A 13,470-nucleotide genomic window follows, 5' to 3' on the forward strand; every position below is an offset into this window, starting at 1 on the left:
GGTGACGGGTTTGCCGTCGCCGTGTAGGGGCCCCTGAAAACCGTCGCGAGCGGCAGCAGCGTTGGTTGAGAAGCGCAGCTGTACGAAAGTACAGCGAGCATCGCAGACCGACGATGCAACGCGGAGCAGGTTTGCAGGCGCCCATAGGAGAACACCATGATCCGTTCGCTTTACATCGCGAAAACTGGCCTGGAAGCGCAGCAGACCAACCTCGACGTCGTCACCAACAACCTCGCCAACGTCAGCACGAACGGCTTCAAGAAGTCGCGTGCCGTGTTCGAGGATTTGTTGTATCAAAACGTGCGCCAGCCCGGCGCGCAATCCTCGCAACAGACGCAGCTGCCGTCCGGCCTGCAGATCGGTACCGGTGTGCGCGCCGTCGCCACCGAGCGCCTGCACACGCAGGGCAACCCCCAGCAGACCGGCAACTCGAAGGACGTGATGATCAACGGCTCGGGCTTCTTCCAGGTCCTGATGCCGGACGGTACCACGGCCTACACCCGCGACGGCTCGTTCCAGACCGATAACAACGGCCAACTCGTCACCTCCAGCGGCTACGTGTTGCAGCCGCCCATCACCGTGCCCAGCAACGCGCTGACGATGACCGTCGGCCGCGACGGCACCGTGTCCGTCACGACGCCGGGCACCGTGGCGCCCACGCAGATCGGCTCGATCCAGGTGGCGAACTTCGTCAACCCGGCCGGCCTGGAATCGCTGGGCGAGAACCTGTATGCCGAGACCGGCTCGTCCGGCACCGCGCAGGCCAGCACCCCGGGCACGAACGGCGCCGGCGTGCTGATGCAGGGCTATGTCGAAACGTCCAACGTGAACGTCGTCGAAGAGATGGTCAACATGATCCAGACGCAGCGCGCGTACGAGATCAACAGCAAGGCGATCACCACGTCCGACCAGATGCTGGCAAAGATTTCCCAGTTATGAAAACGGTGAGTAAAAATTGGATCCCCGCCTTCGCGGGGACGACGACCGCCGCCGTGGCGACGCTCGCCATGGCGCTCGTCGGCTGCGCAGCCACCCCGACGTCGATCGTCAAGGGCCCGACGTCGGTGCGCCCGATGCTGGCCGATGGCGGCACGCCGACCGAAGGCGCGATCTACAATTCCAACACGTTCCGCCCGATGTTCGAAGACCGCCGCGCGCGCCACATCGGCGACGTGCTCACGGTCAGCATCGTCGAGAAGACGGCCGCCAACAAGAGCGGCGCCAGCACCGGCAACAAGTCGGGCAGCGCCGAGCTCAACGTGCCCGGTCCGCTGCAGGGCCGCCTGGGCGGCAATCTCGCCACGAGCAGCGGCATCAAGTATGCCGACGGCGACACCCAGACCGCGTCGAACGCCTTTACGGGCACGATCGGCGTGACGGTGTCCGAAGTCCTGCCGAACGGTAACCTGATCGTCGTGGGCGAGAAGCAGATCGCCATGAACAAGGGCGTCGAATTCATCCGCTTCTCGGGCATGGTGAATCCGGATTCGATCCAGGCCGGCAATATCGTGCAGTCGACGCTGGTCGCCGACGCCCGTGTCGAATACCGCACCAACAGCCAGATCGACCGCGCCGAGATGACCTCGATGATGTCGCGCTTCTTCCAATCGCTGCTGCCATTTTAACTATTCGTAACGATTCGGGGTCAGAGCCCGGTTTACACGGGTGGGCTCTGACCCCGACTGACTAAATATGAACTTCAAAATCATCGCCCTCTGCGCCGCACTGCTTGGTCCGCTGACCGCGACGACCGCCCACGCCGAGCGCCTCAAGGATCTCGCCAGCATCGGCGGCGTGCGCCAGAACCAGTTGTCCGGCTACGGCCTCGTCGTCGGTCTCGACGGCACCGGCGACCAGACGACGCAGACTCCGTTCACCGTGCAGTCGATCACGGCGATGCTGCAGCAGAAGGGCATCAGCCTGCCGCCCGGCGCGCAGCTGCAGCTGAAGAACGTGGCGGCCGTGATGGTGACGGCCTCGCTGCCGGCATTCGCGCAGCCGGGCCAGACGATCGACGTGACCGTCTCGTCGATGGGTAACGCGAAGAGCCTGCGCGGCGGCACGCTCCTCATGACGCCGCTGCAGGGCGCGGACGGCCAGGTGTACGGCATGGCCCAGGGCAATGTGCTCGTCGGCGGCGCGGGTGCGTCGGGCGGCGGTGCGCAGGTGCAGGTCAATCAACTGGCCGTCGGCCGCATCTCGGGCGGTGCCACGGTCGAGCGCGCCGTCGCGTCGAACCTCGGTGCCGACAACCAGGTCAAGCTGGAACTGAACACGACGGACTTCGCCACCGCCAGCCGCGTCGTGGAAGCCGTCAACGACAAGTTCGGTCCGGGCATCGCCACGGCACTGGACGGCCGCGTGATCCGCGTGCGCGTGCCGTCGTCGAGCGACCAGCGCGTCACCTTTCTCGGCATCCTGGAAGGCATGGACGTCAAGCCGGCCGAAGCGGCCGCGAAGGTCATCCTCAATGCACGCACGGGCTCCGTCGTCATGAACCGCTCCGTCACGCTGGACCCGTGCGCGATTTCGCACGGTAACCTGTCCGTCAGCATCGGCGCCGACACGCAGGTGAGCCAGCCGAACCCCGGTTCGCTGGGCCGCACCGTCGTCACGCAGACGCCGCAGGTGTCCGTCAAGAAGGACGCCGGCAAGGTCATCATGCTGAACGGCGGCGTGTCGCTGGCCGAAGTCGTCAAGGCGATGAACGCCATCGGCGCCACGCCGCAAGACCTGCTCGCGATCCTGCAGGCCCTGAAGGCGGCCGGTTCGCTGCGCGCCGAACTCGAAATCATCTGACCAGCGAGGCCACCATGCTCGGTTCCACTTCCGACCTGTCCAGTAAATTTGCGCTCGACGCCAACAGCCTCGGCGACCTCAAGCAGTCGGCGAAAGCCGGCTCGCCGGAAGCGCTGAAGGGGGCCGCCACGCAGTTCGAATCCATGTTCGTCAACATGATGATGAAGAGCATGCGCGACGCGACACCGCAGGACGGCATGACGGACAGCCAGGAAACGAAGACGTTCACGGGCATGCTGGACCAGCAGATGAGCCAGAAAATGGCCAAGCGCGGCATCGGCCTGGCCGAGGTGCTCGTGCGCCAGCTGACCGTGCAGCAGAAGGGCCAGCAGCTGATGCAGGACATGAACAAGCAGGCGCTGGGCATCGGCGGCGATCGGCAGGCGGGTGCCACCGGCGGCGCCGCCGCGCTGCGCATGCAGGCCGATCCGGACACGATGCCGACCGACGGCGTGGCCAAGACGGGCGCGGCCGGCGTGACGGGCGCCGCGCGCGGCACGGACAACGCCAACAAGCCGGCACACGTGCGCGCGTTCCAGGAAAAGCTGGCCGACGCCGCCGAGGAAGCGGAACAGGCCACGGGCGTGCCCGCGAAATTCATGATGGGCCAGGCCGCGCTCGAAACGGGTTGGGGCCGCCGCGTGATCCGCAACGCGGACGGCACCTCGAGCAACAACCTGTTCGGCATCAAGGCCGGCCCGGGTTGGAAGGGCAAGGTGGCGACGGCCGTCACGACGGAATACATCAACGGCAAGCCGCACACGCGCGTGGAGAAATTCCGCGCCTACGATTCGCATGCGGACGCGTTCAAGGATTACGCCCGCTTGCTGAGCAATAACCCGCGCTACGAAAAAGTGCTGGCGCACGGCGGCGACGCGGCCGCGTTCGCGCACGGCCTGCAACGCGCCGGCTATGCGACCGATCCGCAATACGCGGCCAAGCTGTCGCGCATCATCAAGCACTCGCTGGCGTAATGGGGTGATGAGAAAAGAACAAGAATAAAGTTTTGGCGGAACTTGCCGTCAATGACATAGCAGAAAGAAAACCACCATGTCCCTCCTCAGCATCGGCAAAACCGGTTTGTACGCCGCCCAGGCAGGCCTGGCGACGACCGGCAACAACATCACCAACGCCAACGTGGCCGGCTACAGCCGCCAGGTGGTGGTGCAGGCGACTGCGATCTCGATGGGGGGCTCCAACGGCTACATCGGCACCGGCACGGAGGTCGCCCAGGTCAAGCGCTATTCGGACGATTTCCTCAACGCCCAGGTGCGCACGGCCCAGGCGGCGAGCAGCGGGCTGGACGCCTACCAGGCGCAGGTGCAGCAGATCGACAACCTGCTGGCCGACACGACGTCCGGCCTGTCGCCGGCGCTGCAGGACTTCTTTTCGGCCGTGCAGAACCTCACGGGCGACGGCGCGGGCGTGTCGTCGCGCGGCTCGTTCATGACGTCGGCCGACACGCTGGCCGCCCGCTTCCAGAGCATGACCGGCCGCCTGGAGGAAATCCGCAAGGGCGTCAACACCCAGCTGACCGCGAGCGTCACGACGATCAACACGTATGCCAAGCAGATCGCCCAGCTGAACGACAAGATCGGCCAGCTGACGGAGGCCGGCGGGCTGAACCCGCCGAACGACCTGCTGGACAAGCGCGACCAGCTGATCATGGACCTGAACAAGCAGGTCAAGGCTACCGTCGTGCCGGGCGATAACTACAGCCTGACCGTGTCGATCGGCAACGGCCAGCCGCTCGTCGTCGGCGTGAACGCCTTCGAACTGGCGGCCACGAATTCGCCGACCGACCAGACGCGCGTGACGATCGGTTACGTCACCCACGGCAAGATCACGCCGATGGCCGAGAGCGCGCTCACGGGCGGCGAACTGGGCGCCGTGCTGCAGTTCCGCAGCCAGTCGCTGGACTTGGCGCAGAACTCGCTGGGCCGCGTCGCGATCGCCCTGGCCACGACGATGAACGACCAGAACAAGCTCGGCCTGGACGGCAACGGCAACCCGGGCGGCGACATTTTCTCCATCGCGCCGGCCGACGTGACCAAGAACATCAACAACAACCAGACGAGCACGACGGCCATCAAGGCCACGGTCGTCGACGCCACGCAGCTCACGACGAGCAACTACAAGGTCGATTACGACGGCACGAACTACAACGTGTACCGCCTCTCGGACAACAGGAAGACGGTGATCTCGCCGTACCCGCAGACCCAGGCGCAGGTCATCGACGGCCTCGCGTTCGACATCCAGGGCGTCGCCGATTCGGGCGACAACTTCCTCGTGCGCCCGACGCAGAACGGCGCCGCCAACTTCAAGCTGGCGCTGACGGACGGCGCGCAGATCGCGGCTGCCGCGCCGATCGCCACGAGCGTCCCGCTGACCAACAGCGGTACGGGCAAGATCAGCGCGGGGGCGGTCGACAAGAACTACCTCGGCGCGCCGCTGACCGGCAAGGTCACGCTCGCCTTCGACAGCACGACGGGCACGCTGTCCGGTTTCCCGGCCGGACAAACCGTCACCATGACGGGAAAGACCGGGACGACGACGTACCCGGCCGGCGCCGCCCCGCTCTTCGAGGACGGCGCCAGCTACACGGTGGCCGGCATGAGCTTCACCATGAACGGCAAGCCGGGCAATGGCGACACCTTCACCATCGCGCCGAACACGGGCCTGGGCGACACGCGCAATGCGGGCCTGATGGGCGATCTGCAATCGAAGAACATCCTCGACGGCGGCAAGGCCACATACCAGTCGGCCTATGCCACGCTGGTGTCCACGATCGGCAACAGGACGCGCGAAGTGCAGGCCAATGCGGAAGCCGCGGCGGCCCAGCTGACGCAGGCGGAGGCCGCCGCCAACAACGTCTCCGGCGTCAACCTCGACGAAGAGGCCGCCAACCTGCTCAAGTACCAGCAGGCTTACCAGGCGTCGGGCAAGGTGATGCAGATCGCCGACACGATCTTCAACGCGCTGTTGCAGATCGGCCATTGATTAACGGAGCCACGCCATGACCTTACGCATCAGCACCAACGCGATCTACCAGGCCGGCACCACGCAGATCAACACGCTGCAGAGCCAGATGGCCAAGACGCAAATGCAGCTGTCGACCAACAAGCGCATGCTGACGGCCGCCGACGATCCGATCGGCTCGGCCAAGGCGCTCGAACTGACGCAGTCGCAATCGATGAACACGCAGTTCGGCACCAACCGCACGAACGCGAAGTCGTCGCTGTCGCTGGTCGACAAGACGCTCACCGACGTCTCGAACCAGATCCAGGACATCCAGACGCTGATCGTCACCGCCGGCAACGGCGGCTACACGCAGAGCGACCGCGAGGCGCTGGCCATCGAACTGGAAGGGCGCATGGCCGACCTGCTCGGCTCGGCCAACACGACGGACGGCGCGGGCACCTATCTGTTCTCCGGCTACAAGACGACCACGCAACCGTTCACGCAGACCCCGACGGGCGCGACTTACCAGGGCGACCAGGGCCAGCGCATGCTGCAGGTGGGGTCGGCGCGCAAGATGGCGATCAGCGAAAGCGGCAGCGCCATCTTCGAAGCGAACGTCACCGGCAACGGCACCTTCGTCACGCAGGCCGCCGGCACGAACACGGGCGCGGGCATCATCTCGCCGGGCGCCGTGACGGACGCGACCAAGGTGACGGGCCACGATTACGCGATCGCCTTCCAGGTTGCGGGCACGCCGGCCGTGACGACGTACACGGTGACGGACAACTCGACGTCGCCCGGCACCGCCGTGCTGAGCAACCAGCCCTACACGGCGGGCGCCTCGATCGCCTTCGATGGCGTCTCGTTCGACATCAAGGGCGCCCCGGCGAACGGCGACGCGTTCACCGTGCAGCCGAGCCAGAAGCAGTCCGTGTTCACGACGATCAACGACCTGATCCAGACGCTGCGCAGCCCGTCCGACGGCTCGGCGGGCAAGGCCGCGCTGGCGAACAACCTGAACACGGCCAGCCTGAACATGAAGAACGCACTGGACAACGTGCTGTCCGTGCAAGCCTCGGTGGGCGCGCGCCTGAAGGAAGTCGACTCGCTGGACAGCACGGGCGACGACCTCAACATCCAGTACCAGACCACGCTGAGCGACCTGCAGGATCTGGACATGGTCAAGGCGGTGTCGCTGTACACCCAGCAGCAGCAAACGCTGCAGGCGGCCCAGGTGTCGTTCAAGACAATGTCGGGCCTGTCTCTCTTCAACTACATCTCGTAAATTTCCCCGATTCGGGGTCAGAGCCCGTTTTTTGGAAACTTCGGGGTCAGAGCAAATTTTTGGGTAAGTGCTCGTCGTCACCACAGACGTCGTGCGGGACCGCTTTCTTCGGAATGTTGTAAGCCGATGACGGATTGAACGCGAAGCCACGAATGCAAATGGTTTCGGAACCATTGCACAGAAATGTGCTCTGACCCCGAATTGCGCGAAAAATGTGCTCTGACCCCGAATTGTTACTGACCCCGAATTGTTATCGCGGGGCGGCGGGTGGTGGTGGCTGCCCCGGCCGTTGGCCGCCCACGCGCGGGATCTTGCGGCCCGCCTCGATCCCCTGGTTGAACAGGTTCTGCAGCGGTGTGCCGAGGTACGGCAGCGTGAGGCTGATGATGAGGAAGCCGGCACCCAGCGTGATCGGGAAGCCGATGCCGAACAGGTTCAGCTGCGGCGCCGCGCGCGTCAGGATGGCCAGCGCGATGTTGGTGATGAGCATGGCGGCAACGATCGGCAGCGCGATCTGCAGGCCGGCCGAGAACACGCGGCTGCCCCAGCGCACCATTTCCAGCGGCGCGGACAGCGACATCGGCGTGGCCGAGATCGGCAGCGTGAAGAAGCTCTCCGCAAGCGCCTCGATCAGCACCAAATGGGCATTCATGGCGAGGAACGCCATCGTCGCGACGAGGGCGAGGAACTGGCTGATGGCCGACGAGCGCCCGGCCGAGCTGGGATCGAAGAACGTGGCGAACGAAAAGCCCATCGTCGAGCTGGCGACCTCGCCCGCGAATTCGACGGCGGCGAACACGAGGCGCATCGCAAACCCCATCGCCACGCCGATGAGCAGTTCCTGCGCGACGATCAGGATGCCCGCCCACGACGTCGGATCGACGGCTGGAACGGGCGGGAGCGTGGGGCCGATGATCGCGGCCAGCAGCACGCCGAGCGTCGTCTTGATGAGGATGGGGACGGCCGTGTTGCCGAACACGGGCGCGACCGCGACGAGCCCGAGGATGCGCGTCAGCGGCCACAGGAGGCCGCCGATCCATGCATACAGCTCCGTCGTGGTGAACGAAATCATCGCGGGCGCAACGTCAGCCGATCATCTGCGGGATGCCGCTGAACAGGGTGCGCATGTAGTCGGTCATGACCGTGATCATCCACGGCCCCGCGAGCACGAGCGCGATGAAGACGCCGATCAGCTTGGGGATGAAGGACAGGGTCTGTTCGTTGATCTGCGTGGCGGCCTGGAAGATGCTGACGACGAGGCCGATGACGAGCGCGACGAGCAGCAGCGGCGCCGACACCATCAGCGTGACTTCCATGGCCGTGCGGCCCATCGCGAGGACGCTTTCCGGAGTCATATCGTCCTCCCTAGTAAAAACTCTGGGACAACGAGCCCAGCAGCAACTGCCAGCCGTCGACGAGCACGAACAGCATCAGCTTGAACGGCAGCGAGATCACGGCCGGCGACATCATCATCATACCCATCGACATCAGCACGGACGCGACGACCATGTCGATGATGAGGAACGGTATGAAGATGGCGAAGCCGATCTGGAACGCGGTCTTCAGCTCGCTCGTGATGAAGGCGGGGATCAAGACGCGCAGCGGCACGTCTTCCGGACCCTGCAGCGCGGGCGTGCGCGAGATTTTCACGAACAGGGCGAGGTCGGACTGGCGCGTCTGCTTCAGCATGAAGCCCTTCAGCGGGGCCGCGGCCTTGTCCATCGCCTCGCCCATCTGGATGCGGTTTTCCTGCAGCGGCACGTACGCTTCGGTGTAGACGCGATCGAACGTGGGCCCCATCACGAACAGCGTGAGGAACAGGGCGAGGCCCACCATCACCTGGTTCGGCGGCGCCGTCTGCGTGCCGAGCGCCTGGCGCAGCAGGGAGAGCACGATGATGATGCGCGTAAAACTCGTCATCATCAGCAGCGCCGCGGGGATGAAGGTCAGTGCCGTCATCAAGAGCAGCGTCTGCACCGGCAGGGAATAGGCGGTGCCGCCGCCCGGGGCCGGGCTCGTCGTGAAAGCGGGGATGGCGGGCGCCGCCACCGCCGCCGCCAGCGGCAGGGCGATCAGCCCCGTCGCCAGCAGGAGTCGTTTATTGAGCATCACTTGCGTTTGTCGATCGTTTGTTTGAGCCAGTCGGCGAAGCTGTGCGCGGCCGGCCCCGTATTTTCTTGCGGAGCAAGCGCGGCGTTCGTACCGCCGTTGTCGCCATTCTGCCCGTCCTGGCGCGGCATGGTCGCCAGCGCGTTGATGCGGCCGGGTGATGCACCGACCACGATCCATTCATTGCCCACTTCGACCACCACGATGCGCTCGCGGCCGCCGAGGTTCAGCGAGCCGACGACGCGCAGGTTCGCGTTACCGCCGCCGACCTTCGGGCCGTAGCGCTTGAGGAACCAGGCGAGGGCGCCCAGCACGGCCAGCACGAGGATCAGCGCCAACAGGGTCTGCAGCAGGCTGCCCGTCGACGTGCCCGCAGGCAGAGTGACCGGAGGGACGGTGGCGCCGGGCGCGGCAGGGCGCGGTGCGACGACGTCGGGGGTGGCGGTCACTGCCGGGGCGGTGATGTCGGGCTGGACGGCGGGCTGGACGGCGGGCTGGACGGCGGGCGTCTGCGTGGGAACGGAGGCGGGCGCCGCGGCGGAGGGCGCGCCGGTACCGGCCATTGCCCGCGGTTGTGCCTTCGCGGGGGCCGTGGGCGTAGTCGTTCGTGGAACTTGCTGGGGCGGCTGTTGTGCCGGTGCCGGCGCCGCCGCCGCCGCAGGTTCGGCCACGACGGGCGCAGGTGCCTGCGCAGCTGCCGCCGGCGCGGCATCGGCCGACCGTCCCGCTGCCTGCCCGGTCCCCGGCTGGGCCGCGCAGGCGGCCAGCGGCAGGGCGAGGGCGAAGGTGGTCAGCAGGCGTGCCGTCATTTGTTGAGTTTGCGGATGCGCTCCGACGGGGTGATGATGTCGGTGAGGCGGATACCGAACTTGTCGTTCACGACCACCACCTCGCCCTGGGCGATCAGGCAGCCGTTGACGAGCACGTCCATCGGCTCACCCGCCAGGCCATCCAGTTCGACCACGGAACCCTGCGCGAGTTGCAGCAGGTTCTTGATGGCGATCTTGGTGCGGCCCAGTTCCACCGTCAGCTGGACGGGGATGTCGAGGATGAAGTCGATGTCGTTCGGGGTGTCCGGACGGGGGCCCTTGTTCGAGAAATCCTTGAACACGGCGGCCGAGGCCGCCTGCTGCTGGTTCGCAAGTGCGGCGGCTTCCGCAGCTGCCTGCTCGGCGATCGCGGCGCCCCAGTCGTCGTCGAGGCTGTCTTGGTCGTCTTGAGTGTCGGACATGTTTCTCTCCTGTGTTGCTTACTTGTTGAAGGTTTCGCTGTTTGCCAGCAATTTCTCGACCTTCAGCGCATATTGTCCGTTGAACACGCCGTAGCTGCAGTCCATGACGGGCACGCCGTCCACGGTGGCCTGGAGCGTTTCCGGAACGGAGATCGGGATCACGTCGCCGACCTTCATGTTCAGGATTTCGTCGAAATTGGCCTTGCCGTGGCCCAGCACGGCCACCAGTTCCACTTCCGCCACCTGGATCTGCTGCGTCAGCAGGCGGATCCAGCGCTTGTCGACTTCCAGCGCCTCGCCCTGGATGCTCGACGTCAGCGCGTCGCGGATCGGTTCGACCATCGAATAGGGCATGCAGAAGTGGATCTGGCCCGACACCGAGCCGAGCTCGATGGTGAAAGTGCACGATACCACGACTTCGTTCGGGGTGGCGATGTTCGCGAACTGCGTGTTCATCTCCGAGCGGATGTACTCGAATTCGATCGGGTACACCGGTTCCCACGACTTGGCATACGCCTCGAACACGATGTCGAGGATGCGCATGATGATGCGCTGCTCGGTCTGCGTGAAATCGCGGCCTTCCACGCGCGTGTGGAAGCGGCCGTCGCCGCCGAACAGGTTGTCCACGAGCAGGAACACGAGGCCCGGATCGAACACCATCAGCGCCGTGCCGCGCAGCGGCTTCATGTGGACGAGGTTCAGGTTGGTCGGCACGACCAGGTTACGGATGAACTCGCTGTACTTCGACACGCGCACGGACCCCACCGACACTTCGGCGGAGCGGCGCAAGAAGTTGAACAGGCCGACGCGCAGATACCTGGCGAAACGCTCGTTGATGATCTCGAGCGTCGGCATGCGGCCGCGGACGATCCGCTCCTGCGTTGCCAGGTTATACGTGCGGACTCCCGAGGTGTCTTCAGGCGCCGCGACGTCGTCCTGATCGCCGTTGACCCCTTTGAGGAGGGCATCGACTTCTTCCTGTGAGAGAAAATTATCGGCCATGATGCTGCGTTTACCGTAATGACTTCTGCTTTACTGGATGATAAAGGAAGTGAACAGAACGTCGGTCACTTGCTGTTCGTCGCCGTGCGGCATGAAGGGCTCGTTGACCGCCGCGAGGATCTCGCCGGCCAGTTGCTGCTTGCCTTCCACCGTGCTGATCTCGGACGCCTTCTTGCCCGACAACAGCAGCAGCACGCGGCTGCGCACCTTGGCCATGTTGGCCTTGATGAGCTCGACCTGCTCCGGTCCCTCGACCTGCAGGGTGAACGCGACCTGCAGATACTGGTCGCCATGTTCCGGCTGCAGGTTGACCGTGAAGGGTTCGACGGCCACGTATTCGGGCGGCGCCTCGTCGTTCTTCTTGTTCTTGCTGCTCGAGTGTTCCTTCCTGGCCGGCCCGGCCGCCGCTTCCGCGCTGCTGCCGTGCATGAAGTACCAGCCGGCACCTCCGCCCAGGCCGAGCACGACCACGGCCGCGCCGATCATGATGAGCAGCTTGCCTTTACCGCCGCTGGCTGCCGGTGCCGCGTCCGCTTTCGGATCGGCTTTGATTTTTGGATTCGCTTTCAAGAGTCTTCGGTCCCACTGTTGGATCGTCCCGTCATTATGTCATTATCGGGAAAAAGTGAGCAGCGGCAACGGTCGAAAAGAGGGAGGAACCTGGGGTATCTCGTTGTTTCTTGACGGATTTGTTGTCGAGGCTGTATCCAAATGCACCGTGGGGTGACCGATGCGCTCGCACCGCTCACCCCACCGCGTTGTCAATGACGCCAGAACTATTTACGCAAAGGTATCGACCATTCCGCGATCGCCGATCCGTGCCGTGCGCGTGGCGGGCCGGACGGTTGCTTCTCCCGCCGTGCCGTTCTCGCCATTGCCACCGTTGCCGCGGCCATTGTTGCCACGGCCGAAACCGCTCGATGCCATCGCCTGGTCCTGCTGTGCCTGGCCGCCGTTCGACATGCCCGCGTTGACGGTCGCATTGCCCAGCGCAATGCCGCTCTCCTTCATCATTTCCTGCAGGCGGGGCAAGGCGTTTTCCAGCGCCTGGCGGACTTCCAGCTGGTTCGACGAGAACGTCACGTCGGCCTGGCCGTTGGAGACGGACAGCACCACCTGCAGCGGACCCAGGTCCGGCGGGTTCAGGGTCAGCGACGCGGTCTGGTCCTCGGCGCCGACCATGTAGATGACCTTCTGGCCGACCTGGTCGTTCCACGCATCCGTGCCCACGTGGGCCGACAGCTCTTCGCTGGCGGCAGCGGCGGCCTGGGCCGCTTCCAGCATGGCCGGCTGCAGCTGGGCGGCCGCGACGGTCGCCACCGGCACCTGTTCCTTCCGGGCGAGCAGCGCGGCGTCGCGCGCCTGCTGCAGGCTGAATTCGGCGCCGTCCAGCTGCGGCTTGACCTCCGCCTTGACATTGCCCAGCGTGGCGCGCGGGTCGGCCGAGGCCGCTGCCTTGTCCGCGCCGAGGTCGGCACCGGCGGCCGCGAGGGCCGGGTTCTTGATCGACGTGGCCGAGAAGGTCTTCGCGCCGGCCGCATCGACGCCGGCTTCCCTGGCCACGGACTTCATCGCGGCCTGCAGCGCGGCCAGCTGGCCGGCGTCGGTGCGCTTGCCCTTGCCGGACAGCGTGTCGAAGGCCTGGGCCGCGGTCGTCGTCTTGCCCACGTCTGCGCCCGGCTTGTGCAGGCTGGCCATCAGCGCGAGCATGGCGCTGGCCGGGTCGCCCGCCTTGGCCGTGCTGTCGTCATCCGACTTGTCGTCGTCGTCCTTGGCGGCATCATCCTTCGCGTCGGCGGCGTCCGTCTTGCTGTCGGCCGGCTTCGCGGCCTGCTGCGGCGCGGCGTCGTCGTGTTGCGCGGGTTTCTCGGCTTCGGCCGGCTTGGCCTCCTGCTTCGCGGCGGGCGCGGGGGCGGGCGCCGGGGCCGGCATGGACGCGAATGTGCTGCGCTCCAGTTCGCCGCTCAGCAGGGCGCTGAACTGGCTGCCGTCGCTGCCGCCGTTGCCCGGGGTGTTCGGGCGCTGGTTGATGCCGTTGGCCGTGTTGAGCTGCGGGTTAAAGGAAGTCGTGGTCATGTCGCTA

General features: G+C 65.7%; 14 protein-coding genes. 6 read left to right on the plus strand and 8 right to left on the minus strand.

The genetic code is table 11. From position 1 onward, the window contains the following. The first annotated feature begins 156 nt into the window (after positions 1 to 156). The 6 genes from flgG to flgL all read left to right on the plus strand — a co-directional run bounded on the left by flgG (position 157) and on the right by flgL (position 7,045). On the plus strand, positions 157 to 939 hold the full coding sequence (flgG, locus tag ACEN9G_RS19055) for a flagellar basal-body rod protein FlgG (protein ID WP_413342349.1): 783 nt from the start codon (positions 157 to 159) through the stop codon (positions 937 to 939). Further along, a complete protein-coding gene (locus ACEN9G_RS19060; RefSeq protein ID WP_413342347.1) occupies positions 936 to 1,625 on the plus strand; it encodes a flagellar basal body L-ring protein FlgH in 690 nt (229 codons plus the stop codon). The genes flgG and ACEN9G_RS19060 overlap by 4 nt, the downstream gene beginning before the upstream one ends. 67 nt (positions 1,626 to 1,692) lie before the next feature. Next, entirely contained in the window at positions 1,693 to 2,799 is a 1,107-nt protein-coding gene (locus ACEN9G_RS19065; RefSeq protein WP_413342346.1) for a flagellar basal body P-ring protein FlgI, read from the plus strand. A gap of 14 nt (positions 2,800 to 2,813) precedes the next feature. After that, entirely contained in the window at positions 2,814 to 3,773 is a 960-nt protein-coding gene (gene flgJ, locus ACEN9G_RS19070) for a flagellar assembly peptidoglycan hydrolase FlgJ (protein ID WP_483126846.1), read from the plus strand. Between the two features lie 76 nt (positions 3,774 to 3,849). Next, a complete protein-coding gene (gene flgK, locus ACEN9G_RS19075) occupies positions 3,850 to 5,799 on the plus strand; it encodes a flagellar hook-associated protein FlgK (RefSeq protein WP_413342998.1) in 1,950 nt (649 codons plus the stop codon). A gap of 16 nt (positions 5,800 to 5,815) precedes the next feature. Next, the gene (gene flgL / locus ACEN9G_RS19080) at positions 5,816 to 7,045 is read left to right on the plus strand and encodes a flagellar hook-associated protein FlgL (protein ID WP_413342996.1); all 1,230 of its coding nucleotides are present in this window, start codon (positions 5,816 to 5,818) and stop codon (positions 7,043 to 7,045) included. A gap of 250 nt (positions 7,046 to 7,295) precedes the next feature. Here the strand turns inward: flgL and fliR are convergent, their stop codons facing one another. The 8 genes from fliR to ACEN9G_RS19120 form a co-directional block, all read right to left on the minus strand. Further along, complete coding sequence (fliR, locus tag ACEN9G_RS19085) at positions 7,296 to 8,117, minus strand: flagellar biosynthetic protein FliR (RefSeq protein WP_413342995.1); 822 nt, start codon at positions 8,115 to 8,117, stop codon at positions 7,296 to 7,298. A 13-nt stretch (positions 8,118 to 8,130) separates the two neighbouring features. Continuing rightward, a complete protein-coding gene (gene fliQ, locus ACEN9G_RS19090; protein WP_413342994.1) occupies positions 8,131 to 8,400 on the minus strand; it encodes a flagellar biosynthesis protein FliQ in 270 nt (89 codons plus the stop codon). Positions 8,401 to 8,410: 10 nt separating this feature from the next. Further along, on the minus strand, positions 8,411 to 9,154 hold the full coding sequence (gene fliP / locus ACEN9G_RS19095) for a flagellar type III secretion system pore protein FliP (protein ID WP_413342992.1): 744 nt from the start codon (positions 9,152 to 9,154) through the stop codon (positions 8,411 to 8,413). Further along, positions 9,154 to 9,963: a flagellar biosynthetic protein FliO gene (gene fliO, locus ACEN9G_RS19100; protein WP_483126847.1), complete on the minus strand. Its 810-nt coding sequence runs from the start codon at positions 9,961 to 9,963 to the stop codon at positions 9,154 to 9,156. The genes fliP and fliO overlap by 1 nt, the downstream gene beginning before the upstream one ends. Beyond that, positions 9,960 to 10,385 (minus strand): flagellar motor switch protein FliN, encoded by a 426-nt coding sequence (gene fliN, locus ACEN9G_RS19105; protein ID WP_413344683.1) that lies wholly within the window; start codon positions 10,383 to 10,385, stop codon positions 9,960 to 9,962. Before fliN ends, fliO begins: the two co-directional genes overlap by 4 nt. Before the next feature lie 18 nt (positions 10,386 to 10,403). Then, entirely contained in the window at positions 10,404 to 11,387 is a 984-nt protein-coding gene (gene fliM / locus ACEN9G_RS19110; RefSeq protein WP_056136276.1) for a flagellar motor switch protein FliM, read from the minus strand. 30 nt (positions 11,388 to 11,417) lie between these two features. Beyond that, positions 11,418 to 11,957, minus strand: a complete 540-nt coding sequence (gene fliL / locus ACEN9G_RS19115; protein ID WP_413344681.1) for a flagellar basal body-associated protein FliL — start codon at positions 11,955 to 11,957, stop codon at positions 11,418 to 11,420. Positions 11,958 to 12,167: 210 nt separating this feature from the next. Beyond that, positions 12,168 to 13,463 carry a flagellar hook-length control protein FliK gene (locus ACEN9G_RS19120; protein ID WP_483126848.1) on the minus strand — a complete coding sequence of 432 codons (1,296 nt, stop codon included), beginning with the start codon at positions 13,461 to 13,463 and terminating at the stop codon, positions 12,168 to 12,170. Positions 13,464 to 13,470 lie beyond the last annotated feature (7 nt).

This window comes from Massilia sp. Masssp94, assembly GCF_059491305.1.